The sequence below is a fragment of the Streptomyces sp. NPDC001770 genome, assembly GCF_053596135.1.
The window spans coordinates 67,576-93,765 of the sequence record NZ_JBSFFN010000007.1 but is presented as its reverse complement, the minus strand read 5'-3'; the positions used below and the strand labels follow the sequence as shown (position 1 = coordinate 93,765).

At 72.4% G+C, this 26,190-nt stretch carries 20 protein-coding genes; 18 read left to right on the top strand and 2 right to left on the bottom strand.

The annotated features are described in order from the left end of the window. Nucleotides 1-359 precede the first annotated feature (359 nt). Nucleotides 360-3,155: an ATP-binding protein gene (locus ACWCSV_RS09020; protein ID WP_451140014.1), complete on the bottom strand. Its 2,796-nt coding sequence runs from the start codon at nucleotides 3,153-3,155 to the stop codon at nucleotides 360-362. Nucleotides 3,156-3,270: 115 nt separating this feature from the next. Then, entirely contained in the window at nucleotides 3,271-3,972 is a 702-nt protein-coding gene (locus ACWCSV_RS09015; protein WP_451140012.1) for a nuclear transport factor 2 family protein, read from the bottom strand. Nucleotides 3,973-4,289: 317 nt separating this feature from the next. On the opposite strand from ACWCSV_RS09015, the gene ACWCSV_RS09010 reads away from it, so the two are divergent. The 18 genes from ACWCSV_RS09010 (at nucleotide 4,290) to ACWCSV_RS08925 (ending at nucleotide 26,092) form a co-directional block, all read left to right on the top strand. Next, nucleotides 4,290-5,126, top strand: a complete 837-nt coding sequence (locus ACWCSV_RS09010; protein ID WP_451140010.1) for an alpha/beta hydrolase — start codon at nucleotides 4,290-4,292, stop codon at nucleotides 5,124-5,126. Between the two features lie 188 nt (nucleotides 5,127-5,314). Continuing rightward, on the top strand, nucleotides 5,315-6,136 hold the full coding sequence (locus ACWCSV_RS09005; RefSeq protein ID WP_451140008.1) for an alpha/beta fold hydrolase: 822 nt from the start codon (nucleotides 5,315-5,317) through the stop codon (nucleotides 6,134-6,136). A 90-nt stretch (nucleotides 6,137-6,226) separates the two neighbouring features. After that, entirely contained in the window at nucleotides 6,227-7,078 is an 852-nt protein-coding gene (locus ACWCSV_RS09000) for an alpha/beta fold hydrolase (protein ID WP_451140006.1), read from the top strand. A gap of 540 nt (nucleotides 7,079-7,618) precedes the next feature. Next, nucleotides 7,619-9,220 (top strand): ATP-binding protein, encoded by a 1,602-nt coding sequence (locus ACWCSV_RS08995; RefSeq protein ID WP_451140004.1) that lies wholly within the window; start codon nucleotides 7,619-7,621, stop codon nucleotides 9,218-9,220. Further along, nucleotides 9,217-9,663 (top strand): roadblock/LC7 domain-containing protein, encoded by a 447-nt coding sequence (locus tag ACWCSV_RS08990; protein WP_327178488.1) that lies wholly within the window; start codon nucleotides 9,217-9,219, stop codon nucleotides 9,661-9,663. The genes ACWCSV_RS08995 and ACWCSV_RS08990 overlap by 4 nt, the downstream gene beginning before the upstream one ends. Next, nucleotides 9,660-10,019 carry a DUF742 domain-containing protein gene (locus ACWCSV_RS08985; RefSeq protein WP_451140002.1) on the top strand — a complete coding sequence of 120 codons (360 nt, stop codon included), beginning with the start codon at nucleotides 9,660-9,662 and terminating at the stop codon, nucleotides 10,017-10,019. The genes ACWCSV_RS08990 and ACWCSV_RS08985 overlap by 4 nt, the downstream gene beginning before the upstream one ends. A gap of 85 nt (nucleotides 10,020-10,104) precedes the next feature. Continuing rightward, nucleotides 10,105-10,653, top strand: coding sequence for a GTP-binding protein (locus ACWCSV_RS08980; RefSeq protein WP_451140211.1), 549 nt, complete (start codon nucleotides 10,105-10,107; stop codon nucleotides 10,651-10,653). After that, nucleotides 10,650-12,017, top strand: coding sequence for a cytochrome P450 (locus ACWCSV_RS08975; RefSeq protein ID WP_451140000.1), 1,368 nt, complete (start codon nucleotides 10,650-10,652; stop codon nucleotides 12,015-12,017). The genes ACWCSV_RS08980 and ACWCSV_RS08975 overlap by 4 nt, the downstream gene beginning before the upstream one ends. A 191-nt stretch (nucleotides 12,018-12,208) precedes the next feature. Beyond that, nucleotides 12,209-13,459, top strand: a complete 1,251-nt coding sequence (locus tag ACWCSV_RS08970; RefSeq protein WP_451139998.1) for a cytochrome P450 family protein — start codon at nucleotides 12,209-12,211, stop codon at nucleotides 13,457-13,459. A 468-nt stretch (nucleotides 13,460-13,927) separates the two neighbouring features. After that, on the top strand, nucleotides 13,928-14,323 hold the full coding sequence (locus ACWCSV_RS08965) for a hypothetical protein (RefSeq protein ID WP_451139996.1): 396 nt from the start codon (nucleotides 13,928-13,930) through the stop codon (nucleotides 14,321-14,323). A 96-nt stretch (nucleotides 14,324-14,419) separates the two neighbouring features. Beyond that, nucleotides 14,420-15,526 carry a phosphate ABC transporter permease subunit PstC gene (gene pstC / locus ACWCSV_RS08960; RefSeq protein ID WP_451139994.1) on the top strand — a complete coding sequence of 369 codons (1,107 nt, stop codon included), beginning with the start codon at nucleotides 14,420-14,422 and terminating at the stop codon, nucleotides 15,524-15,526. Between the two features lie 88 nt (nucleotides 15,527-15,614). Beyond that, entirely contained in the window at nucleotides 15,615-16,916 is a 1,302-nt protein-coding gene (gene pstA / locus ACWCSV_RS08955; protein ID WP_451139992.1) for a phosphate ABC transporter permease PstA, read from the top strand. A gap of 83 nt (nucleotides 16,917-16,999) precedes the next feature. Continuing rightward, on the top strand, nucleotides 17,000-18,748 hold the full coding sequence (gene pstS / locus ACWCSV_RS08950; RefSeq protein WP_451139990.1) for a phosphate ABC transporter substrate-binding protein PstS: 1,749 nt from the start codon (nucleotides 17,000-17,002) through the stop codon (nucleotides 18,746-18,748). Beyond that, nucleotides 18,745-21,303 (top strand): hypothetical protein, encoded by a 2,559-nt coding sequence (locus tag ACWCSV_RS08945; protein ID WP_451139988.1) that lies wholly within the window; start codon nucleotides 18,745-18,747, stop codon nucleotides 21,301-21,303. Before pstS ends, ACWCSV_RS08945 begins: the two co-directional genes overlap by 4 nt. 266 nt (nucleotides 21,304-21,569) lie before the next feature. After that, a complete protein-coding gene (locus tag ACWCSV_RS08940; protein WP_451139986.1) occupies nucleotides 21,570-22,562 on the top strand; it encodes a hypothetical protein in 993 nt (330 codons plus the stop codon). Between the two features lie 130 nt (nucleotides 22,563-22,692). Continuing rightward, nucleotides 22,693-24,084 carry a hypothetical protein gene (locus tag ACWCSV_RS08935; protein WP_451139984.1) on the top strand — a complete coding sequence of 464 codons (1,392 nt, stop codon included), beginning with the start codon at nucleotides 22,693-22,695 and terminating at the stop codon, nucleotides 24,082-24,084. 150 nt (nucleotides 24,085-24,234) lie between these two features. After that, nucleotides 24,235-25,167, top strand: a complete 933-nt coding sequence (locus ACWCSV_RS08930) for a sortase (RefSeq protein ID WP_451139982.1) — start codon at nucleotides 24,235-24,237, stop codon at nucleotides 25,165-25,167. 61 nt (nucleotides 25,168-25,228) lie between these two features. Beyond that, a complete protein-coding gene (locus tag ACWCSV_RS08925; RefSeq protein ID WP_451139980.1) occupies nucleotides 25,229-26,092 on the top strand; it encodes a phosphate ABC transporter ATP-binding protein in 864 nt (287 codons plus the stop codon). The last annotated feature ends 98 nt before the right edge of the window (nucleotides 26,093-26,190 follow it).

The window sequence follows — 26,190 nt, the reverse complement described above, 5'->3', positions numbered from 1 at the left end:
GGACGGGCGGTCCGGCGGCGGGTCGGGACCGGTGGGGACGCGTGAGGGGGACGGGCACTGCTCGGTCGTTCCATGCGGCTCACTCCTCGGTTCGGGGGAAGGACGAGAGTTCGCTACCGGCGGCTCGTGCCGTGGGGGCACCGGGACCCTGATCCCGCACCGGGGTGTGCACTCGGGGGCTGCGCCGGGTCCGGGTGGGACAGGGGTGCGCCGAACCCGAAAACCCCGCGGAAACACGCTGGTTACTCGCGAGTCATACTGGAGAGTAGGTCCGCGTGTCACTCAGTGACAAGACGTCTGCGTGCGCCGGATCGCGCCATCCGTCCGTGCGGGGAAGGGCGGAACCGAGCCTCCGGCTCCTACGCCGGCGGCACCGCGTCGCGCAGTTGGGAGCGGTGGGTGATGCCGAGCTTGGGGAAGCTGCGGTAGAGGTGCGACGCGACCGTGCGCGGCGACAGGTAGAGCCGCTCCGCTATCTGCGGGTTGGTCAGCCCTTCGGCGGCCAGGCGCAGGACTTGCCGGGTGCGGGGCGAGAACTCCGCGAGCCGGTCCCCGCTCGGCGGCCGAACGGCGACTCCCGCGGCGCGCAGTTCGGACTCGGCGCGGCCGGCGAACGGCCGGGCGCCGAGCCGTTCGAGGGCGTCCAGGGCTGTGGCCAACTGCACGCGGGCGTCGGCCACTCGCCGGCGGCGACGCAGCCACTGGCCGTAGTCGAGCTGGGTCAGCGCCCGCTCGAAGGGCCACGCCGGGCCCTCCGGTACAGCGAGCGCGGTGGCGAAATGACCCTCGGCCTCATGGGACGGTGCCAGCAACGCAGCTGCGTGGGCGAGGAGTTGGGTGAGGCGCGGGGAGGCGGCGGCTCCCACCGACTCCCGCACCCGGGCGAGTACCGCGCGGGCGTCGTCCGCCTGGCCGGTGCGGGCGGCGGCCAGGGCGAGTTCGGGCAGGAGGTAGCAGCCCAGATGCGGGTGGAGCGGTGTGCCGTCCGCTTCGTAGAGGGGGCGCAGGGCGGCGTGGGCTGCCGCGTGGTCCTCGTCGGCGAGCGCGGCGAGACCGAGGGCCCAGCGGGCCCGGCCGGACAGCAGCCGCAGGTGGGCGGTCTCCGCGTGGTCGAGGATCGGCCGCAGCGCCGCCTCCGCGGCCGTCCGGTTCCCGGCTGCCGCGTCCAGCGTGCCCAGCAGAACACGGGCCGCGGTGACGGAGAGCAGCGACGGCGGCCGGCCCGGCGTTTCGCCGAGGCTCCGCGCCCCGTGGCGTGCCTCGCTCCACCGGCCCGCCTCGTAGAGGGCCCAGGCCCGGTCCGCGGCGGCCGTACCGGCCTGCACGGTGAGGGAATCGGCCCGGTCGGGGTGGGCTACGGCGTCCAGCAGACCGATGGAGACGTCGGTGGCGTCGAGCCACATGGCGAGGGTGCCGGCGAGGTGCTGCTCGGCCGGCTCGCCGCGCAGCGCGGCGGTCAGGGTGGGCAGTGCGGCACGGGCCCGTACGGCGGCGTGGTGGGGGTCGAGGATCCAGGCGATCCAGGTGGCGTAGAGGTCCGTCCCGGGCGGGAAGGTGCCGGCCGTGAACTGCCGGGCGAGCTCACCGCGGAGGTCGGCGCGGGCCGTGTGGTGGGCGATGTGCGCGCCGACGGTGAGCGTGTAGGGGGCGATGGCCGGGTCGGGAAGCCGGCCGGCCGGGAGGACCAGGTGGAAGGCGTGCTCCATGCGCAGGGTCATCGAGGCCGCGACGGCCCCCAGTTGGGCGGTCCAGGCGCGGGCTTCCGGATCGTCGCTGAGTGCACTCGCGCGGGAGGCGAGCTCCTCGGCCCGGGTGACGTCACCGGCCACCATCGAGACCACGGCGGCGATCCCCAGCCGGCGGCCCTGCTCCTCGGGGCGGGGGCTGAGCTGGGCAGCGCGGACGAATCCGGCGACGGCCTCGGCGATCGCACCGCGCGTGCGGTAGCGCTCGGCCGCGGTCTCGATCTGCCGGGCGACCTCCTCGTCCGGGGTGACGGTGGCCGCCGAGAGGTGCTCCGCCCGGCGGTCGGCGTCCCGCTCGGCCGAGGCCAGCCGCAGATGGGCGCGTCTGCGTGCGGCGTACGGAGCGCCGGCGTACACGGCGGAGACGACCAGCGGGTGGCGGAACTCCAGCCGCCCCGCGTGCAGATGGACCAGCCCGGCCGACTCGGCGGGCCGCCACACCTCGAAGGCGTCGGGCCCGCCCTCCGGCAGCGCCTGCGTGATCACGGACAGATCGGAGGTACCGGCCGCCGCAGCGGTCAGCAGGGCCTGCGCCGTCGTCTCCGGCAGGGTGCCGAGCTGGGCGGCGAAGACCTCCTCCAGGCGGCGGGAGAGGGACAGGTGGGCGGTCCGTCCCCAGGCCGCGTGGCCGTCCTGGTTCATGACGCCGGGGAGTTCGATGAGTGCGAGCGGGTTTCCGTGCGCCTGCTGGAGTATCCGACGGCGGGTGCCGGGCTCCAGGTCTCCGTGCCGGCGGGCGAGCAGCAGTGCGCTGTCGGTCTCGGTGAGCGGGCCGACCAGCAGGGTGGGCAGGGCGGGTGCGAGCCGGTCCGGCAGGGCGGTACCGCGTCCGGCGACGAGCAGCCCGATCGGTTCGCCCTCCAGGCGGCGGGCGAGGAACGCCAGGATGTCGAGGCTCGCGGAGTCCATCCAGTGCACGTCGTCGACGGCCAGCAGGAGGGGTCCCTTGTCGGCGAGGCGGGAGAGGAGGTTCAGCACGCCGAGCCGCAGCACCATGGGGTCGGGGGAGCTCGCGGTGTCGGCCAGGCCGAACGCACCTCTCAGCGCCGCGCGTTGCGCTTCGGGAAGCTGCTCGATCGAGGTGGCTGCCGGGAGGAGGAGCTGGTGGAGACCGGCGTACGCGAGTCCCCGCTCGCCCTCGCTCCCCCGGCTGCGCAGTACGCGGCTGCCCGTCGCGCGCGCCCGCTCGGCGACCACCCGCAGCAGCTCGGTCTTGCCGACGCCCGGCTCCCCGACGAGCGCGAGGGCCTGCCCTTCGGCGGAGTCCGGGGCCAGGGCCCGCGCGACGGCGGCGAGTTCGCGCTCGCGGCCCACCGGCGAGGCGTCGGCGGCCGGTCCGGTCCCGCCCCGGCCGCCCGGCACCCCCGGACCTCCGCCGGGCGGTACCGGTAGCGCATCGTTCGTCTCCACGCCCGGCGACACCCCCTGCCCGGTCGACATCCTGTACCTCGCCCCCGGGTTGGAGGCTATCGGCTGCGGGTCGGTCCGTGTGCGGATCACGGATCACGACATGATCATGAAACCCTCACACCATGGGGAGACGGCCTGCCTCCCCGTCTCCCGCCACTTCGGTCTGGACGACGTCCCAGTGCTCGGCGATCCGGTTGCCTTCAAAGCGGAAGACGTCCACCACCGCGGCGGGTTCGCGCCCGGGCACGGTGAGCCGGGCGTGCGTCACCACGAAGTCCGACTCGGCGATGATCCTGGCCGGCTCCCAGACGGCGCCCTCCGCGCTCACGGCCCGGGTACGCAGTCCGGGGAGGCCGCCGGACCGTCCGGGGCTGTGTTCGACGAAGTTCTCGGTCCAGTCGCGTTCCAGGTGTGTGGCGTCGCCGGCCAGCAGGTCCCGCATGGCACGCACGGCGACCTCCTTGCGGTCGCAGGCACCGGTCTGGACGTGCTCGTCCCCGTCGATCCGCCGCAGGGTTCCCGCCATGACCGCGCAACTCCCGTCTCCTCTGGCCAGCGTGGCGCGCAGCACGCCGTTGGTGAAGTCCTGGAGCTGCGTGACGGAGGTGCCCGACCCGTCCTGCCAGAAGGTGAAGTACAGCCCGGCCCTGACTTCGGTCATCGTCATGTGCACCGTCTCGGCCCGGCCGTCCGCGCCGCTCTCGCCCTCCCCCTCCAGCACCGTCACCGAGAGCCGGTCGGCCGCGACGAAGTCGAGCAACAGCACGAGGTCTCCCAGCTCGCCGAGGTACTGGTGACCGAAGATGGCGTCCGGCATGGGCACTCCGTTCGGGGGCAGCGGTCGGATCACCAGTCTGCGCGGGCCGGACGGAGAGGCGCATCGTACGGATGACTGCATCCGTGGGGCGGCGGCCGACTCGGCCCCCGACCACCGCCGACGGACCCGGTGGACGGCCCCGTGCAGAGGGCGGCGGGCCGGCCGGCTCGGGCTTCCACTGCCGCCGGACACCGGCTCGGGCGCCACGCCCTGGTCCGCGGGCGTTCCGGGCGGGGAGCACACCGTGCGGTCGGCACGCGCGCGGTTGCAGTCATTCGCCCGGTTCCAGGACGGTCGCGGGTTCCTAGCGTGGGGCCATGCCTCCTGCTCATGACATCGAACAGATCGACGCGGCCAACGCCTCGGGCCGCGTCCCCGTCGTCTTCGTCCACGGTCTGTGGCTGCTCTCCAGCAGCTGGGACCGGTGGGCCGCCCTCTTCGAGGCGGCCGGATACGCCCCCGTAGCCCTGTCCTGGCCGGACGACCCGGACACGGTCGACGAGGCCAACGCCCATCCCGAGGCCCTCGCCGACAAGACCGTCGGCCGGATCGCCGACCACCTCCAGGCCCTCGTCGGCAAGCTCGAGGTCGAGCCGGCCGTCGTCGGGCACTCCTTCGGCGGCCTGCTCACCCAGATCCTGGCCGGCCGGGGCCTGGCGCGCGCCTCCGTCGCCATCGATCCCGCGCCCTTCCGGGGGGTCCTGCCCCTGCCGTTCTCCGCGTTGCGTGCGTCCGCACCGGTCCTGACCAACCCGGCAAACATCCATCGTGCCGTTCCGCTCACTTTTGAGCAGTTCCGATACGCTTTCGCCAACGCTGTGGACGAGCAGGAGGCACGGGACCTGCACCGGACGTTCGCCGTCCCCGCACCCGGCGCCCCTCTCTTCCAGGCCGCGACCGCCAACTTCAACCCCTGGACCGAAGCCCGGGTCGATACGGAGAACCCCGACCGGGGCCCGCTCCTCATCGTCTCCGGGGAGAAGGACCACACCGTGCCGTGGGCCATCGCCAACGCCTCCTTCAAACGCCAGAAGCGCAACACCGGCATCACGGAGATCACCGAACTCCCCGGGCGCGGGCACTCGTTGATCATCGACAGCGGCTGGCGCGAGGTCGCCGACACCGCCCTCGCCTTCCTCGGCCGCTTCGTCTGATCCGGCCGCTCCGTCCGTCCGGTCCATCCGATCCGGCCGCCTCGGGCCCCGGCCCCGACCGTGACTCCCCACGTTTGCCGAGCCCCCGTTCACCCACTTCCCGCCGACCCGCACTCGGCATCCCGTATCGAACCATCTGCGGGCCGGCACACCGGCCCGCACACGGCCCTGCGCGAAGGAACACAGCGATGCCCACGATCACCACCACGGACGGCGCCCAGATCTTCTTCAAGGATTGGGGCGACGGCCGTCCCGTCGTCTTCAGCCATGGCTGGCCCCTCAACGCCGACGCCTGGGACACCCAGTCCCACCTCGTCGCCTCGCACGGTTACCGCGCCGTCGCGCACGACCGGCGGGGGCACGGCCGTTCCACCCAGACCTGGGACGGCAACCACATGGACCGGTACGCCGACGACCTCGCCGAACTGCTCGAGCACCTCGACCTCCGCGACGCGGTCCTGGTGGGGCATTCCACCGGCGGCGGCGAGGTCACCCGCTACCTCGGACGCCACGGAACCTCCCGGGTCTCCAAGGCGGTCCTGCTCGGCGCCGTGCCCCCGCTCATGCTGAGGACGGACACCAACCCCAAGGGCCTGCCCGTGGAGGCCTTCGACGCGATCCGGGCCGGGGTCGCCGCCGACCGGTCGAGCTTCTACCGGGATCTGAGCGCCCCCTTCTACGGCTTCAACCGCGACGGCGCGACCGTCTCCGAGGGCAAGCGGCAGGAGTTCTGGCTGCAGAGCATGCAGGTCGGGCTCAAGGGAGCGCTCGACTGCGTCCAGGCGTTCTCCGAGACCGACTTCACCGAGGACCTGAAGAAGATCGACATTCCGGTCCTGGTGGCCCACGGGGACGACGACCAGATCGTTCCGATCGGCGCTGCCGCCGAGGAGTCCGTTCGGCTCCTGCCCCGGGCCACGCTCAAGGTCTACCCCGGCGCCCCGCACGGGCTGTTCGGCGGCTTCGAGGAGGAGTTCGGACGGGACCTCCTCGCCTTCCTCAAGGACTGACCACCGACCGGCCCAGGGCCCGCATTCGCCGGCCCCCCGGCCCCGGGCCCCTCACCGACCCGGCACCACACGACACACCTGGGAGATCCCGTGCACGTCCGACGCATCCGAAACCTGCTGGCCCTGCCCGCCGTCGCGGGGCTGCTGGCCCTCACCCTGACGCCCCACGCCTCCGCCGCCCCCGCCGGGGCGGACCGTGCGACCGCCCGGCCGACCATCGTGCTCGAACACGGCGCGTTCGCCGACGCTTCGGGGTGGAACGCCGTCTCCGCCCGGCTCCAGCGGGCGGGATACACCGTCCTCGCCCCCGCCAACCCGTTGCGCGGCCTCGCCTCCGACGCCGCCTACCTGAGCAGTGTGCTGGCCACCGTCGACGGTCCGATCGTGCTGGTCGGGCACTCGTACGGCGGTGCCGTGATCAGCCAGGCGGCGGCCGGGAATCCGCAGGTCGAGGCGCTGGTCTTCATCGCCGCGCTGATGCCCGACAAGGACGAGAACCTCGGCGCGCTCGCCGCCCGTTCGACCGAGTCGCAGCTGACCCCGGCCCTGCGCCAGATCCCGACAGGGACCGCCGAGGAAGGCAACCGGAGCGCCGATCTCTTCATCGACCCCGCCCTCTTCCGCAGCGTCTTCGCCGCCGATCTTCCGCCGGTCACGACGCGCGTGCTGGCCGCCGCCCAACGCCCTGTGGCGGCAGCCGCGTTCGGCGCCACGGCAACCGCTGCGGCCTGGCGCACCATCCCCAGCTGGGCGCTGGTCGCCCGGCAGGACAAGACCCTCGGGAGCGACCTGGAGCGCTTCGAGGCCCGCCGCGCCGGGGCCCGTACCGTCGAGATCAACAGCTCCCACGCCGCCCTGGTCTCCCACCCGGGCGCCGTGCTCGACCTGATCGAGGCCGCCGCCAGGTCCACGGCGACGAAGGACGCGCAGCCCCGGCCGTGACGGCCGCACCTGCCCCGCACGCCGGTCCGGGAACGAGCGGCCGGACAGGACCTCGAAAGGCCGGCCGGAAAGAGCCGGTCGGAAATGCGTCTCGTACGTGAAGTTCCCGGCGACACCGGGTGAAGCCGTCGGGAATACCCGCACCGGGAGATCCGTCCGCGTCCGGTTGTCACCCGCCCTCCCCCCTGGGCCGGTCCATCGCCGCTGGTGGACCGGCCCAGGGGCGACACGAGGAGCGGCGCCCCCCGGGACCTCTCGAATTCCGGAAGTACCTGTGCGACAAGTCGCCACAACTGTTGCGATCTTGACGATCAGTCTTCCTGACCCCCCTTGGAAATCAGACCGTTTGGTCTAGGCTCTGCATGCCTTTGATCTCGCAAGGGAGTTCGACGTGTCCTGGAAGGGTCCATTCCTCGTGGCTGGCGCTGTGTACTGCAAGGCCGTCGGGGCGAGGCCGTCGTGGTGAGGCCGCCGACCGGGACGGGGCGCCCCGCGAAGCGGACCGACCGGTCGGAGTACGGGACAGTGCTCCGCCCCGCCGTGATCTGGCCGGCCACCGCCGTACTCGCGGCCGGCTGCGCGGTGTCGGCCCTGGTGCTCACCGGCGACGCGCGACGTGTGCTGGCGGCCGGTGGGGTCGCGGTCGCCGTGCTGCTGATCGCCCCGGTGGTGCTGCTCACCCGGAAGCTGAGCGCCGAGCGCGCCCGCCGCGCCGAGGCGGTGGCACTCGCCGCCGCACGGGACGCGGAGGCGGCGCACCTCGCCCAGGTGCGCGTACCGGCCATCGCCGAACTGCTGCGCACCGGGCAGCGGGTGGACGGTGCGCCGGGTCCGCTGCGTGAACGGCGGGAGACCGGGGAGGAGTTCGCGCGCTCGCTGGACCTGGTGGTGGACGTACTCGGCTCCGACGAGGCGGTGCACCGCGAACGCGTGCTGCGGGACTCGGTGATGGCCGCCTTCGAGTCGGTGGCACGCACCATGCACGTGATGGCCACGGTGCAGCAGCAGGTGCTGGACCAGGTGGAACGATCCCTGGACGATCCCCGGCTGATGGCCGAGGTGATGAAGGCCGACCACGCGGCCTCCCAGATGACCCGCAAGGCGCAGACCCTCCTGGTGATGTGCGGCATCTGGCCCGCGCGCCGGGAGACCCGGCCGGTCTCGCTGTACGACTGCGTACGCGGCGCGCAGTCGCGGATCGTGGAGTTCGGGCGGATCGAGGTGCACGGCGGGCAGACCCTGTACGCGGCACCGCCGGCCGCGGAGGGGCTGATGCACGCCATCGCCGAACTCCTGGAGAACGCGACGGTGTTCTCGCCCTCGCGTTCCCAAGTCATCGTCAGTGTCCGGGAGGTGGGTGCCGGGGCGGTCGTCGAGATCGACGACGCCGGGCTCGGCATGCCGCCGGACGTGTTGGAGCAGGCCCGGGGCCAGCTCCACGACGATCTGGACCTGACCCGGCTGGGTGCGGTGCCCCGGCTCGGTCTGGCCTGTGTCGGCCGGTGGAGCCGCGAGCTCGGCTTCAACGTGGAGCTGAGCGGCACGTCCGCGTACGGCGGGACCCGCGCCGTCATGTTCGTACCGTTCCGGCTGCTCACCGAGCCGGCGGCGCGGGTCCCGGCGCACCGGCGTCCGGACGCGTGGCCCGAGAACGACCCGGAGTCCCCGGAGCTCCCGGTGCGGGATGCGCCGCGACCGGCCGGGGACGCCGAGCACGACGTGTACGCCGGGAGCGCCGGGTACACGGAGCAGTACGCGGAGCACACCCGGCCGGGGAACCGGGACGACGGCCTCGTCCCGGCCGGGCCGTCCTCGGACGGCGGCCCGCAGACCGCGGGTCTTCCGCGCCGCCGCAGCCGGCGGAGCCCGGCCCGTACCGCGGACGCCCCGAATGCCGTGTCGCCGCGGGCGGCCCGGCACTCGGTGCCTCCGGCGCGGTCCGCCCCCGAGTCCGCACCGTGGACGCCGGAGGCGGCCCGCGCGTCGATCGCCAGTGTGGTCTCCGGCACCCTGCGCGGACGCGCCGCGCTCGGCGCGGACGAGGCGCGGGCCCGGCCGGCCACCGATCAACCCGAGGCGGCGCCGCACGGCGAACCGTCTCTGCCCAGTACCCCGAACGAGCAGCACGGAGGCCGGTCGTGACCGGAACCATCACTCGACTCCCCGACCTGGGCTGGATGCTCCGCCCGCTCACCGAGATCCCCGGCGTCCGGCACGCGGTCGTCGTCTCGGAGGACGGCCTGCGTCTCGGCCACGCGTCCGCGAAGAACCTCAAGGGCCCGGTGTCGGGTCTCAGCGTCGCCGAGGCGGAGTCCCTCTCGGCGGCCTGCGCGGCCATGACCATGACGGGCCGCTCCACGACGACCCTGCTCTTCGGCTCGGGTGTGGGGCTGCGCCAGCTGATGCTCGAGTCGGACCACGGGTTCGTCCTGTTCACCCATGCCGGGGTCGGCGCCCACCTGGGTGTCGCGACCGACCTGGAGGCGGACGTCGGTCTCGTGGCCCAGCAAATGCAGCTGCTCGTGGCGAAGATCGGCGCGCACCTGAGCAGTCTGCCGCGGGATCAGGCCATCGCGTCGTCATGACGGGCCGGTCCGAGGAGCCGAGAGCCTCGGCGGTACGCCCCTACGTCATCACCCGCGGCCGTGCGGAGTCCGGCGCCGAGCCGCTGTCCTGGGAGTCGCTGGTGATGGCCACGGAGGCGGCGTTCCCGTCGTCCCTCCAGCCGGAGCATCTCGCCATCCTGACGCACTGCGAGGGGCTCATCTCGGTCGCGGAAGTGGCCGCGCACCTGCGGCAGCCGCCGTCGGTCGTGCAGGTGCTGCTCGCCGATCTCGTCCAGTGGGGGCTGATCGTGACCCGCCCTCCCATTCCCGCGGCCGAACGCGCCGATGTGACCATGCTCAGAAAGGTCCTCGATGGTCTCGAAAGCCGTATCTGAAGCCTTCGTCGAGGCCGGTCCGGCACCCGCGCCGGGCCGCAGAACCCCGGTCGGTCCCACCTCCGGGAAGTACGTCGCGTCCAGCGTGGCGGGGGCGGCGAAGATCCTGGTCGTCGGCCCGCTCGGGGTGGGCAAGACCACGCTCATCGGGACCGTCTCGGAGATCGAGCCGCTCTTCACCGAGGCCGCGATGACCCAGGCGGGCGCCCGGGTCGACACCGTCGTGGACAGCGGCAAGACGACCACCACGGTCGCCCTCGACTTCGGCCGGCTGACCATCGACGGCGACCTGGTGCTCTACCTGTTCGGTACGCCGGGTCAGCAGCGCTTCCTGCCGGCCTGGCGGGACCTCGCCAAGGGCGCGCTGGGGGCGCTCGCCCTGGTGGACACCCGGGACCTGACCGCGTCGTTCGACGCCCTCGGCAACCTGGAGGACCTGGATCTGCCGTTCGCCGTCGCCGTGAACGTCTTCCCCGGCAGTCCGCTGCACGACACGGGCGAGCTGCGCGACGCTCTCGATCTGCTGCCCGGGACGCCGCTGGTCCTCTGCGACGCGCGCGACGAGGAGTCGTCGATCCGGGCCCTGATCGCCCTCGTCAGCCACCTCATCCACGTCGCCACGGAGCCTTCATGAGCACGCCGCACCCCCCGGCCGGGTCCGCCGCCCGGTGCCCCTGGCCCGCCGCCCCGTCCGCGTCCACCGCGACCCCGTTGTACGGGCCGGATCTCGACGGGGACCGGATGCCCCTGCTGTACGAGCAGATGCGCGACGCGCACGGACCGGTCGCGCCCGTCTCCATGGCCCCGGGCATAGACGCCTGGCTGGTGCTGGGCCACCGCGAGCTCCTCGAGCTCACCCGCGACGAAGGGGACTTCTCGCACGATCCGCGCCACTGGAGTCTGCTGCGCGAGGGCCGGGTGCCCGCCGACTCGCCGATCCTGCCGATGGTCGGGTGGCGCCCCGCGCTGCTCTTCGCGGACGGGCAGCAGCACCGCAGGATGCGGGCGGCCGTCTCGGACGCGCTCGCCGGGATCAACGGCCACGAGCTGCGGCGCAGCGTCCGGGCCGCCGCCGAGGGGCTGATCGCCTCGTTCGCCGCGCGGGGGGAGGCTGACCTGGTCGCCGACTACGCCCGTACGCTGCCGCTGCGGGTGATCACCGGACTGCTCGGGCTGGACGACCGCACCGGGCGGGAGCTGGTGGAGGCCGTCGCGGGCACCGTCTCGGCCACCAGCGGCTCGGCGGACGCCAGCCGCCGGATGGGTGCCATCCTCTACGGGCTGATCAAGGAGAAGCGGCGCGAGCCGGGCGAGGACGTCACCTCCACGCTGCTGAACCACCCGGCGGAGCTCACCGACGAGGAGGTGCTGCACAACCTGGTCGTGATGTTCGTCGCGGGGAACCAGACCACGGTGAACTGGATCGCCACCACGTTGCGCATCCTCCTGTGCGACCCGGCGTTCCGGTCCTCGCTGGCCGGCGGCCACCTGAGCGTGGACGACGCGCTCGACCTGGTGCTGTGGCGCTTCCCGCCCACCCAGAACTTCCCCGCCCGCTACGCCACCCGCGACATGCGGTTCGGCGGACAGGACATCCGTACCGGCGACATGCTGATCCTGGGCCTCGCGGCGGCCAACGCGGACCCGGACATCCTGCCGGCCGACGGTGCGCCGGTGGTCGGCAACCGCTCCCATCTGGCGTTCGGCGCCGGACCGCACACCTGCCCCGCGCAGGACCCGGCCCGGCTGATCACCCGGACCGCGGTGGACACCATCCTGCACCGGCTGCCCGACCTGGAACTCGCCGTGCCGGAATCGGAGTTGGAATGGATCAAGTCTCCTTGGAGCAAGGGTCTGGGGGCGCTGCCGGTGCGGTTCGGCACACCGCAGCTGCCGCAGGGGGAGGTCACCCCGCAGTCGGCGAGGGACCTCGCGCCGGCCCGGTCGGCGCCCTGGAGCGCCTCCGTGCCCCGGCCGTCCTCGACCGTGCCGTACTGACGGACCCACTGACGAACCCGTACCTGTCCGGCGACGCCCGGTACGCACCGTCCCGGCGAACCCGTCCCGGCGAACCCGCGCTGCGGCCCGCGCCGGCATCCCCGCGCCGCCGCCCCGCGGCGAGGACCCGCGCCTCGCGGAGCACGGCCTACCGCCCCGCGACCCTTCATCCCCGAATCTGGAGAGCTCTGTTGAACACGTCACCGGTGAACTCCGCGGCCGACGGGCCGTACCGCCTCGACCCCGCGGGCGGCTGCCCGCACGCGGCCAACGCCCGGCTGCTGCGGCGCTCCGCGGTCACCGAGGTGATCCTGCCCGGCGAGGTGGAGGGCATGGCGGTGCTGGGGCACGACGCGCTCAAGGAGTTCCTCCAGCACCCCGACGTCGCGAAGAACGCGGCGCACTTCGCGGCGCTCCAGGCGGGTGAGATCGCGGACGGCTGGCCGCTGAAGACGTTCGCCACCGTGCAGGGGATGACGACCGCCGACGGTGCCGACCACCGGCGGCTGCGGTCCCTGATGAGCAAGGCGTTCACTCCGCGCCGGGTGGAGGAACTCAGGCCGCGCATCGAGGCGTTGACCGCCTCGCTGCTGGACGGGCTGGAGGACGCCGCGGCGGCCGGGGACGGGGTCGCCGATCTGCGGACGCACTTCGCGCTGCCGCTGCCGATGGGCGTCATCTGCGAGCTGCTGGGCGTGGGGCCCGAACACCACGACCGGCTGCACCGGCTGTCCAACCAGATCGTCGCCACGGACATCGGCCCGGAGGAGGCGATGGCCGCCAACCGGGAGATGGTGGAGGTGCTGAGCGCGGTCGCCGCCGCCCGGACCGAGGAGCCGGGCGACGACCTCACCACCGCGCTGATCGCGGCCCGCGAGGAGAACGGTGACCGGCTGGCCCCGCAGGAGCTGCTCGGCACCCTGATGCTCACGATCATCGCCGGGCACGAGACGACCCTCAACCTGATCACCAACGCGGTGCGGGCGCTCTGCACCCACCGCGACCAGCTCGCCCTGGTCCTCGCGGGCGAGGCGAGCTGGGAGGACGTGGTGGAGGAGACGCTGCGCTGGGACAGCCCGGTGAGCTACTTCCCGTTCCGCTATCCGACGCGCGACCTGGAGCTCGACGGCACCGTGATCCCCAAGGGGACGCCAGTGCTGGCCGGTTACTCGGCGGCCGGCCGCGACACCAACGCCCACGGCCCCGACGCCGCGCGCTTCGACATCACCCGTGACAGCAAGGCCCGCCACCTCTCGCTGGGCCACGGCGCCCACTACTGCATGGGCGCTCCGCTGGCCCGGATGGAAGGCACGGCGGCGCTGGAGCAGCTGTTCACCCGCTTCCCCGACCTCGACCTGGCCGTGCCCGAGCCCGAACTGCCCCGGCACGCCTCCTTCGTGGGCAACAGCGTGCAGCGACTGCCGGTACGCCTGCACGGCTGAGACGGACGCCCGGGGGGGGGCGTGCGAGGCGGGCGGGGGCAGCACCAGGAGCCCCCGCCCGCCTCGCACCCGTACCCCCGCCCGCCTCGCACCCGTACCCCTGCCCGCCTCGTACCCGTACCCCCGCGCACTTTCCTGTACGGCTCCGATCCGCCTCCCGCGCCGGGCAGCACGCGCGCAGGGGACGGGCACGCCCTCCGGCACGGGAAAACAATCCGGACGCCCCCATTCCGACCCGCACCACCGCGTACCGCCCATGTCACTCCGGCCCCGGCGCACTCCCGCGCCGGATGGGCGGTCTCGGGCGATTTCCCCAGCATGGACGCCTGGTTACCGCGTCATGAATCGTGGGCTCGGGGCTCTCCTTTGCCTCTCCATGGTTCCCCGCGTCTCAGTAGATTGCCTCTGCCGCCCACGCAGGTGCGTACCCTGCGGTCTTTTCCGTGAAGGGGCGGCGGGGGGTGGGGCATGGAACAGCCGAAGGAGGCGGCGAGATCGGCCGCCGGTACGACGGGCACGCGATGTCAGATAGACATCGACACGCACGGGGGGTACGGCTGGCGGCTGGTCGCGTCGAACGGCCGGTCGATGGCGGTGGCGGGGGTGTCGTTCGGCTCGCACGCGCGGTGCAGGGCGGCGTTCGTCCGGCTGTGCGCGGAGTACGCGCACCATTCCGGGGGGATCCAGCACCGTCAGGGGGGCGGCGGCTGGGTCTGGGTGCTGCGGGACCGGTCGGGCACCGTGGTGGCCGCCTCGCCGAGGACGTACGAGCGGCATGCGACCTGCCGCTCCGCCTACGACCGGTTCCGGGCGATGCTGCCCGGGTTGAAGGTGGAAGAGGAGGCGTTCTGGGGTAGCTCTTGAGCGAAACGATGCCGGGAATGTCGATGTTGCCCCCAGGGCCCCTCTCGTTCACCTCTCAGGACGTGTCCGTCCACCGGATCGGTCGAGCGTCGGGGCGTGCCTTCGCTGAAAAGATCCAGACGCCTGACGGACGACGGCGTCCTCCACGGAAGCGCTGACGGCGCTCCGTCCGCCGGTCCCGTCGCCGGCCCGCTCGCCGCTCCGGCGGCGGGTGGCGAGCGGGCCGGCGGCGCGCCGCGGCGGCTGTACGCGGACCCCGGCCTGCCGGACAAGGTCTTCCGTACGGTCGCCCGCTCCGGCGGGACACTCGTCCTGCTGGTGATGCTGCTCGTCGGCGGGTTCCTCTTCGCGCGGGCCCGGCTCGCTCTGGAGGACGCCGGCTGGTCCTTCTTCACCACCTCCCAATGGGCGCCCGACGCGGGGAACTTCGGCATCGCCGCCGTGCTCGTCGGGACGGTCCTCATCGCCCTGATCGCCATCGCCTTCGCGTTCCCGCTGGCCCTCGGGTCCGCGCTCTACATCTCGGAGTACGCCTCGCCGAGGCTGCGCCGCACCCTCATCAGCGTGGTCGACCTGATGGCCGCCGTACCGTCCGTCGTGTACGGCCTGTTCGGCTTCTTCTTCCTCCAGGACAAGGTGGTGCCCACCGCGCGGTGGATCGCCACCTACCTCGGCTGGATACCGGTGTTCGGCGTCGAGGGCGCGGACCCGGACGACCCGCTCTCGCCGCCGAGCGTCTACACCTCGTCCTCGATGCTCGCGGGGCTGGTCGTCGCGATGATGATCGCGCCGATCATCTGCTCGATCATGCGCGAGGTCTTCTCGCAGGCCCCTGCCGGGGAGCGGGAGGGTGCCTACGCCCTCGGGGCGACCCGCTGGGGCATGATCCGCAGCGTCGTCCTGCCCTTCGCCAAGGGCGGCATCATCGGTGGCACGATGCTCGGACTCGGCCGTGCCCTGGGCGAGACCATCGGTGTCTTCATGGTCATCTCGCTCACCTTCGACGTGCAGTGGCACGTGCTCCAGGCCGGTACCAGCTCCGTCTCCTCGCTCATCGCCCTCCGCTACGGCGAGGCCGGCGAGTTCGGGATGTCGGCGCTGATGGCAGCCGGGTTCGCCCTGTTCGTCATGACGCTGATCGTCAACTTCGCGGCGTCGTCCATCGTTGCCCGCAGCCGCTCCGGCGCGTCCAGCGACGCCTGAGACCCCGCCTTCCGCCGGTCCCCTCCGTCCGCGCGGTCCCCGCAGTCATCGCACTCCCCGTAGTCCGCGCCCGGTTTCCGTCCGAGAAATGAGCGTTACGACCATGACCCTGGCCCCTGAAGCGCCCCGCGCGTCCGGTGGCACGGACCCGGCCCCGGGCGCCGCGCCCCGTACCGTCCTGCCCGGGCCCGCCCGTACCAAGGACCCCGCCGGCGAGCGGCGGCGGGCCCTGTCCCCGCTGCGCGCGAGCGACCTGTACGCCCTGTTCGGCTCGGCCGCCGGATCGCTCTCGCTGACCTGGCTGGTCTTCGCCCGGCTCACGCCGTTCAACGGTGTGGTCGGGTTCGTCGTCGTGGCGTACGTCCTCTTCCTGGGGCTGTACGCCCTGGTGGTCTCGCTGGACGAGGACGGCCCGGCGGTCGTGGACCGGGTCGCCGCCGCCGTGATCCGCTCGCTCGGCCTGCTGCTGGTGGCGATCCTCGTGTACGTCGTCGTCTACGCGCTCTTCGAAGGCCGCAGGGCGCTGGCGCACCTCAGCTTCTTCACCGAGGACATGCGGTTCGCCGGGCCGCTGGAGCCCTTGTCGGTGGGCGGCGCGCTGCACGCCGCCGTCGGCACCCTGATCATGATCACCATCGCGCTGCTGATCACCGTCCCGGTCGGGCTGGTGTGCGCGGTCTTCCTCAACGAGGTGCCCGGCCCCTTCGCCCGCTTCGTCCGCACGGTGGTGGAGGCGATGACCGCGCTGCCGTCCATCGTGGCCGGCCTCTTCATCTACGCGACCGTCATCCTCGGCCTCGGCATGGACCGTTCCGGGTTCGCGGCGGCGCTCTCGCTCTCCGTGATGATGCTGCCGATCGTGATCCGCGCCGCCGACGTCGTCATCCGGCTGGTGCCCGGCACCCTGCGCGAGGCGTCGTACGCCCTGGGCACCTCCCGCTGGCGGACGGTCTGGCACGTCGTCCTCCCCACCTGCCGCTCGGGGCTGACGACCTCGGTCATCCTCGGCACCGCCCGGGGCATCGGCGAGACCTCGCCGGTGCTTCTCACCGCGGGCTTCACCGCCGAGATGAACTGGGACCCGTTCTCGGGGCCGATGGTGTCGCTGCCGCTGGCCACCTTCACCTTCGTCCGCTCGCCCGAACCGAACATGATCTCGCGCGGGTTCGGTACCGCCGCGCTGCTCATGGCCCTGGTGCTGCTGCTCTTCGTCGTCGCCCGCGTGCTCGGCGGACGCGGACCGGGACAGCTCTCGCGCGGCCAGGAACACCGCAGGGTCACCGCCTCCCGCCGGGACGCGGCGCGGTTCGCGGCGCGGGGCTCCGTAGCCGTACGCCCCTTCGCCCCGTCCGCGGCGCAGGCCCCCGACACCCACCCCCCGACACCGTGACGCGCGCCCCGTCCGGCCGTCACCCCTGTCCGCTCCCCCCGAACCCGCGTGCCACGAACCAGCACGCCGCCAAGGAGTTCATCGTGAGACCCGCCACCGTTCCCGCCCGTTCGGGGGTGATCCTGCTGGCCCTGCTGCTGGTGTCCGGCGCGCTCTCGGCCGTCCGGGCACCCGCCGCCGAGGCCGCCTCGCACGCGAAGATCACCGGTTCCGGCTCCACCTGGAGCGCCAACGCGGTCACCCAGTGGGTCCGCAACGTCAAGGCCAACTTCGGCATGACGGTCAACTTCACCGACAACGGCTCCTCGCAGGGCCGCGAGCAGTTCCGCAACAACGTGGTGGACTTCGCCGTCTCCGAGATCCCGTACGGGCTGTACGAGCAGGGTGTCCGCGACTCGCCCCCGCAGCGCGGCTACGCCTACATGCCGATCGTCGCGGGCGGTACGTCGTTCATGTACAACCTCAAGATCAACGGCAAGCGGGTCACCAACCTGCGGCTCTCCGGCCCGGTCCTCGCGAAGATCTTCACCGGGCAGATCACCCGCTGGAACGACGGTGCGATCAAGGCGGACAACCCGGGGCTGACCCTGCCCGCCCGTCAGATCATTCCCGTCGTGCGCTCCGACGGCTCCGGCACGACCGCCCAGTTCACCACCTGGATGGCCAAGGAGCAGAAGTCCGTCTGGAACGCCTACTGCGACAGGACCGGCCGCGGCAGCGGCTGCGGGATGACGTCTAACTACCCCCTTCTGGGCGGAAGTTCGATGATCGCCAAATCGGGCTCCAACGGTGTCGCGGGCCATGTCCGCCAGGCGTCCGGCGAAGGGGCGATCACCTACGTCGAGTACTCCTACGCCCTCAAGACGGGCTTCCCGGTCGCCAAGATGCTGAACGCCTCGGGCTACTACGTCGAGCCGACCGCCGCCAGTGTGGCCGTCGGCCTGCTCGGCGCGAAGATCAACACGGACAAGGCCAGCCCCTCCTACCTCACCCAGATCCTCGACGGCGTCTACCGCAACGGCGACGACCGCACCTACCCGCTGTCCAGCTACAGCTACATGATCCTGCCGACGAAGGAGGAGGCCGGCTTCACCAAGGACAAGGGCAACTCCCTCGGCACGTTCGGCCGTTACTTCCTCTGCGACGGCCAGCAGCAGGCGGAGGAGCTCGGCTACTCGCCGCTCCCGAAGAACCTGGTGCAGGCCGGCTTCGACCAGCTGCGCAAGGTGCCCGGGGCGCCCACCTCGTCGATCGACATCGGCAAGTGCCGCAACCCCACCTTCTCCAGCGACGGCACCAACACCCTCGCGAAGAAGGCACCCCGGCCGAAGGCGTGCGACAAGCAGGGCCCCACGCAGTGCACCACCGGCACCGCAGGTGACACCAGGACGACGCCGGTCAGGCCCGGCGCCTCCGGCGGCTCCGCCGCGGGTGGCACGACCGGCACCACGACCTCGACGGGCGGCACCTCGGCGGCCGGTGGCTCCACCGGCGGCCAGGGCTCCGGGACCGGGGGCACGGGCGGCGCGGCGACGGACACGGACGGCGACGGGAAGCCCGACGCGACCGCGGGCGCCGCGGGGAGCACCACGGACGGCACGACGGGAACCGCGATCGACCCCGACACCGGCGAGGTGATCACCGACTCCGCGGCGGCCGGGGACGGTTCGGTCGTCGCCAACCCGGTCACCCTCGCCTCCGGCGACGCCCTCGGGCTGCGCGGCGCGCTGATGGCCCTCTCCGCACTGCTGCTCGTGGCGCTGGTCGTCGTACCCCCGCTGACCGCACGGGCCATGGCCGCCCGCGCCCGGCGCAGGGGGGACGCGGCATGAGCGGCACGACCAAGGACCCGGGCACCGGGAGCCTGGAGGAGAAGAGGCCGTTCACGCGTCGCGTACGGGTACGGCTGCCGGGGCGGACCGCCCCGGCCGGGCGCCGGGTGATGGCGGGCGCGGGCGCGCTGACGGCCGCCCTCGTCCTCGCCGTGCTGCCGGTGCCGCCGGGCGGTGACACCCCGGCGAGCGCGGCGGAGCAGCAGAGCTCCGCGGTGACGAAGACCGGCACGAAGGGCAGGTACGACGACTTCTCCCAGCTGAAGGTGACGGTCGGTCAGACCAAGGACCTCCGGGGCCAGGCCATCAAGGTCTCCTGGACGGGAGGGACTCCGGGGACCGCGGAGACCGGCCGTGACTTCATGCAGTTGATGCAGTGCTGGGGGGACGATCCCGACGCCGGTCCGTCGCGTGAGCAGTGCGAGTTCGGCGCGACCGATGCCTTCACTCCCGGTTCGACCAGGACGCTCGTTCCGCAGTCGGATGCCGACCCTGCCGAGGGTGACTACGCGACCGTGCCGGACGAACCTCTCGGAGGCAACAAGTACGTTCCCTTCAGGCCGGTCGGCGGGGCGGAGACGTCCGGCGCCTACGACAACACCTACTTCACCGGCGGGGACACCAACACCCTCCCCTGGGTGCAGAACGACTCCCAGGGCTCGGGCGAGGCCACCTTCGAGGTGCGGACCTCCGTGGAGTCACCCCACCTGGGATGCGGGGCCCGCCGGAACGCGGAGGGGGCGGTCCAGCCGTGCTGGCTCGTCGTCGTCCCGCGTGGCGACCACAACCCGGACGGCAGGCTGGCGCAGTCCTCGTCGTCCCCCGCCGCGGCCAGTGCACTGAGCCGGTCCATCTGGGACCAGCGCCTGACGTTCCGCCTCGATTTCCTTCCCGTGGGCGACAACTGCGATCCGGACAAGCCTGAACGACGCACCATCGGCTCCGAGTTGGTCACCGACGCCATGACCTCGTGGCAGAGCGCACTCTGCACCGGCGGAACCCGTCGCTTCACCTTCACCCAGGCCGGTGAGGAGACCGCGCGCGCGGCGGTCACCGCGCCCACGGACACGTCGCCCGGCCTCGCCTTCACGGTGGACCCGATCGAGGCCGACGCGGACTCCGCCCCCGTCGTGCACGCACCGGTCGCGATCAGCGGTCTCACCATCGGCTTCCTGTGGAACTACGTGGACACGGCCACCCAGGTCTCGCACCATGCGGGCCGGCTGCGCCTCAACCAGAGGCTCCTGGCGAAGCTGCTGACCGAGTCGTACGTGGAGAACGTGCAGATGGGGACCTTCGGCGTGCCCCAGCCCGAATCCGTCGCGGGGAATCCCGTCAGGATCGCTTCGGACCCGGAATTCCTTCAGCTGAACCCCGAGATCAATGCCGGACGCGAAGCGCCGAACGGAATCGTCGTGGGCCTGGAGAATTCCGACACCGCGCGCATGCTCTGGCGCTACCTCATCCAGAACGACGACGCCCGCTCCTTCCTCGAAGGGAATCCCGACCCTTGGGGAATGCATCTCAACACCAGCTACAAGGATCTCGGTCTGACCGAGGAGCCCTTCGACTACTACCCGAAGAGCGACATCACCTCGACGCCCACCCAGTGCCCCGGAATCGAATACGGAAGCCAGAATCTCGTCCCGTACGCCAATGACATGCACAGCACCGCACTGAAGATCCGGCGGGGTTACTCGGGGCTGGCGTTCACCTGCAACGCGACCACGTCTCCGCCAGGACTGTCGGGAACACGCCCGCCGCTGAACAGCGCCCACGAGATCGGTATCGCGGACACCGCTTCCTCCGAGCGGTACCTCCTCGACGTGGCGGCCCTGCCCAACGCAGACGGCACCTTCGTGAAGCCGACGACGGCCACGATGCTCAAGGCGGTCACGACGATGCCGGACTCCTCCGTCCCGGGAGTGAGGACGACCGACCCCGCCAAGGTGCACGGCAGCGCGTACCCGCTCACTTCGGTCGTCTACGCCGCTGCCTCCACGGACCAGCCCGCCGACGCCCGCGCGGACTACGCCAAGGTCATCCGGTACGCCGTGGGCGACGGGCAGCGGCCCGGCACCGTACCCGGCCGGCTTCCGGCCGGGTACGCCCCGCTGCCGCAGGAGCTGCGCGCTCAGGCGCTCGCCGCGGCGAGCGCACTGGAGAAGGGCGTGACCACTGAGGGCGAGGACCCGGCGGACGGCGGTTCCACGGGTGGGGCCGGCAGCGGTACCGCCGCGGACGGCGGATCCGTCGCGGGAGGCACGGGATCAGCCTCGTCCGGCTCCACGGGTGGTTCCCCGGGGACGTCCGGGTCCACCGGCACACCCGGAGCATCCGGGGCCGCGTCGGCGGGCGGCACCGCTGCCGCCGCCTCGGGAGGGACCGACACGGCCGCGGCGGCGTCCGGCACCACTCCCTCCGAACTGCTCGGGGCGGTCCGCTGGGTCCTGCTCGGTGTGCTCGTCCTGGGTGGTGCGGCCTCACTGTCCGGGCCCGTCCTGCTGCGCCTGGCCGCCCGCAGAGGCAGGACGGAGGCGGCCGGCGCCCGATAGGGCCGTACGGAATGCGCGCTTTCCCGGGGAATTCCGCCCACGGGAAAGCGCGATTTTCCGGCGGTGCACCCGGAACCTCCAGGGGTGGCGCAGGAAACAATCCATTCATCTGATACGCACCGCGGATTTGTGGCCGCCCGTACCCCCGGCAGGGAAGTGTAGGCACCGCCGGCCGACGGGCCGGAAGCACCGAAATCCGGATTGCTCCACTGCTCCCTTCCTTGTCATCCGCACGCATGGAATCCGTTTCCACGGAGGAGAAAACAGTGAACGTCACGTCCCGTCTTCGTACCGGTGCCGTCGTCGGTGCCCTCGCTCTCGCCCTCGGTGCCCTGGCCGCCCCGGCCGCCATGGCGGACCCGGCGGCCGGCGACTACCGCACGCTGGCCGGTGTCGGCTCGGACACGACCCAGGACGTCGTGAACGCACTCGGCAACGTCGTGGTGAACAGCTCCAACGCCAAGATCATCGCCTCCTACGACGCGACGGGCTCGGCGACGGTCACCACCCGCGCCGCCAACTGTGCGATCAACCGGCCCAACGGCTCCAGCGCGGGTATCACCGCACTCGCCACCGACGTCGCCGACACCACCAAGGACTGCATCGACTTCGCCCGCTCCTCGCGCGGCGTCAAGACGACGGGGACCCTGCTCACCTGGATTCCCTTCGCCAAGGACGCGGTGTCCGTCGCGGTCCGCACCGACAGCGCGCTCTACGCCGCCGGCGCCCAGGACCTCACCACGGCGCAGCTGAAGGCCATCTTCCAGTGCACCACCACCACGCTGAACGGCGTGACCCTCACGCCGCTGCTGCCGCAGACCGGCTCGGGCACGCGCTCCTTCTTCCTGGAGAAGATCGGCCTGACGGACGCGCAGGTCGGCAGCTGCGTCAACCAGTCGGTGCAGGAGAACAACGGTCTGGCGCTGGACACCGCCGGTGACATCGCCCCGTACTCGGTGGCGCAGTACATCGCGCAGGCCGGCGGCACCGTCACCGACATCCACGGCGCCACGGACGTGATCAAGGTCAACGGCACCGCCCCCTACAACACCTCCACCTTCACCCTCAACACGGGCTTCTCCTTCAACCGTGACGTCTACAACGTCGTCCCCACGGCGAAGCTCACCGACGCCACGATCGCGTCCACCTTCGTCGGCTCGTCCTCCAAGGTCTGCGCCGCCGCCTCCACCATCACCGCCTACGGCTTCGGCACCCTCGGTACCGGCTGCGGCACCACCACGCTGCAGGGCCTCAACTAGCCGAACCGCAACGCCGAGCACGACGGCCGGGCACCCCACGGGTGCCCGGCCCCCCGGCGTATCCATCCATCCGTCGTACTCCCTGGGGGGAAACCCGCCCATGAACCGCCCGGCACCACTGAGATCGCCCGTGGCTCTGCTGACGAGCTGTGCTCTGCTCCTCGCGGCTCTCGCGGCCGTGCTCGCCATGACCACGCAGGCCCACGCGTTCACCACCATCGGTTCGCTCACGCTCACGCCGACGAGCGGAAAGCTCGACGATCCGCTCTTCGCGACCCACGCCGGGACGGACGGTCCCTGCCCGGAGGGCTCGGTGGTCTCCAACCTCGCCGTGGTCGTGCCGGGCAACCCGCTCGCGTCGAACCTGGCGAAGCTGAAGTCCGCGCCGAGCACCACGAGCGCCTTCTCCGACGATCTGGTCGCGTGGAGCCCGGCCGTGCTCCACCGGACACTGGGGCAGCGTCTCCTCGAAGCCATTCCCGACGGGAAGTTCGACGGCATCTACACCGTCGGCCTCTACTGCACGGCGAGGGGCGAGACGGATCCCGCCTTCACCGCCCTCATCAAGGTGGAGGGCGACTCCTGGTCGGTCCTGGAGCAGCAGACCACCGGCATCGCGCTCTCCGGCGTTCCCGCGACCGCCGTGGTGGGCCGGCCGTACGCGCTGAAGGCAACCGTGACGCCGGCGGGGGCCACCGGCACCGTCGTCTTCTCGTCCAAGGCTTCCGACAACGCGCAACCCGTGGAGATCGGCCGGGCGGACCTCGTCGACGGAGCGGCGGAGATCGACATTCCCGCACCGGCCGCGGTGGGCCGCGACTTCTACTACGCGTCCTTCATCCCCGCCGACTCACAGCTGTACGCCGCATCGGAGGTGGACGGCGGGGTGCCCGTCTACGCGCCTCTGGCCGTCACCGACGCCGATGGCAACGCTCTGGAAGCGAACCCGGTACTGAAGCCCGGTGACACGGTGAAGGTCACCGCGCGGGGGTTCGCGGCGGCGGCCGCGGTGGCGGCCGGCCTCGACGGGGGCGCTTCCCTCGCCGGCGCGACGGCGGACGCCGACGGCGCCGTGACGAACTACGCGTTCTCCGTCCCCGAGGACATCGGGCCCGGCACGCACACCCTGACGCTGGCAGAGGGTGCGGACGGCGGGTACAGCGTCGCGTTCGGTTTCCGTACGGACGCCGCCGCGACCGACGATCCCACGGATCCGACGGACGACCCCACCGACCCGACGGACGACCCGAGCGACACCACCAGCCCCGACGCCTCCACCGCGGGCTCCGGCTCCGGCGGTGACACCGGCGGTTCGGACACCGGCGGCTCCGACACCGGCGGCCTCGGTACGGACTCGGGCTCCGGCTCGGGTTCGGGCTCCGGCGGCGGTGTGCTCGCCTCCACCGGCGCACAGCTCGGCACGGCCGCACTCGGTGGCCTCGCTCTGATCGCCGCCGGCGCCGCCCTCGTCGTCCACGTACGCCGCAGGGGCATGCTCCGCTTCACCGCCCCCCGTCACTGACGTCCCTGACCGGCCCGCCCGCCGCGGGCCCGTGGCCGCCACCTCACGTGGCCGCCCGGGCCCGGCGGCGCGGAGCCGGTCCCCGCGTCCGGGGCTCAGGCCCAAGCGCCGCCCCCGACCTCCGTACCGTCGACCAGGAGTGCACCCCTCGTGTCCGTGCTCGCACCGCCGCCCCCGGCCGCCCCGCCCCACCAGAAGCCGCCCCGCCCGGCAGCGGCGCCCGGCGCGGCAACCTCCCGGCCCGGTCTCGCCGTGACCGGCGCCGCCCTGTGCGTGCTCGCCGCCGTGCTGTTCGGGTTCGCCGCGAACCTCACCGTCGTCGGCCACCTCCAGCACGCCCGCGACCAGCAGGTCGCCCACGACGACCTGCGCGAGCAACTCGCCCTGGGTACGGCCCCGGTGGGCCAGCAGACCTTCGACGGCAAGGCGCTCGCACCCGGCGCCCCCGTCGCGCTGCTGCGCATCCCCGTGCTCGACCTGGAGGAGGTCGTGGCGGAGGGCACCACCTCGACCGTGCTGATGTCCGGTCCGGGTCACCGCCGCGACACCCCGCTGCCCGGCCAGGCGGGCACCTCCATCGTGATGGGCCGCCAGTGGGGGTACGGCGGGCCCTTCGGCGGCCTGCACAACCTGCCGGCCGGCACCCGGATCGAGGTGACCACCGGCCAGGCGAAGGCCGGTTACGAGGTGACCGGCATCCGCCGGGCGGGCGACCCGCTCCCCGCCCCCCTGGCCTCCGGCGAGGGACGGCTGACGCTGATCACCGCGACCGGCGGACCGTACACCCCTTCCGGCGTCCTGCGGGTCGACGCCAAGCTCGTCACGCCCGTCCAGCCCAGCCCGCCGCGCGTGCTGCGCACCGGCTGGATCGCCGGGTCCGAGCAGGCGCTGAAGGGCGAACAGGACGCGTGGCTGCAGGTGTTCCTGTGGACGCAGGCCCTGCTCGTCGCCGCCCTGCTCACCGTGGGTGCCCATCGAGTCTGGGGACGCTGGCAGACCTGGGCCTGCGGAGCACCGCTGCTCGCCGCCCTCGGTATCGCGGACGCGGGGGCGTTGACCGCCCTGCTGCCCAACCTCCTCTGACCGCGCCTCCGATCACGCTCACGTGCACGCAGACCATCTCGCCGCCCCTTCTGGAGTCACCATGACCACCACCGACACGGCCGGCGCGACCGCCGACCGCGACGACTTCACCGACACCCTGATCCAGCCACGCGTCATCCGCGGTCAGGGTCCCGCCACCCTGGAGGCCGACGAGATCTCCGCGTGGTTCGGCGACCACAAGGTGCTGGACCGGGTCTCGCTGACCATGCCCGCCCGCCAGGTCACCGCCCTCATCGGCCCGTCGGGCTGCGGCAAGTCGACGTTCCTGCGCATCCTCAACCGGATGCACGAGCTGATCGGTTCGGCCTCGCTGGCCGGCCGGGTACTGCTGGACGGCGACGACATCTACGACCGCGGCCGCCGCATCACGCAGGCCCGCCGCAACATCGGCATGGTGTTCCAGAAGCCCAACCCGTTCCCCGCGATGTCGCTGTACGACAACGTCCTCGCGGGCCTCAGGCTCAACGCCATCAAGGCCGGCCGTGACACCCGCGACGACCTGGTGGAGGAGTGCCTGACCAAGGCGGGGCTGTGGCGGGAGGTCAAGGACCGGCTGCGCCAGCCCGGCGGGGCCCTCTCCGGCGGCCAGCAGCAGCGCCTGTGCATCGCCCGCTCCCTCGCGGTGCGCCCCCGCGTGCTGCTGATGGACGAGCCGTGCTCCGCGCTCGACCCGACGTCCACACGGCGCATCGAGGAGACCATCGCCGAGCTGAAGTCGGAGGTGACCATCGTCATCGTCACCCACAACATGCAGCAGGCCGCCCGCGTCTCGGACACCTGCGCGTTCTTCCTCGCCTCGCAGGGGACGCCCGGTCTCATCGTCGAACACGGCGACACCCAGGCCATGTTCGCCTCTCCCCGGGACGTACGTACGGCCGACTACGTCAACGGGCGTTTCGGCTGAGCCGGTCCACTCCACGACCACTTCGGAACCATCCACCATAAGCAGAGGTTTGACTGTCGCGAAAAACCAGCTCTTGGACTTCTGACTCCCCGCTCGCG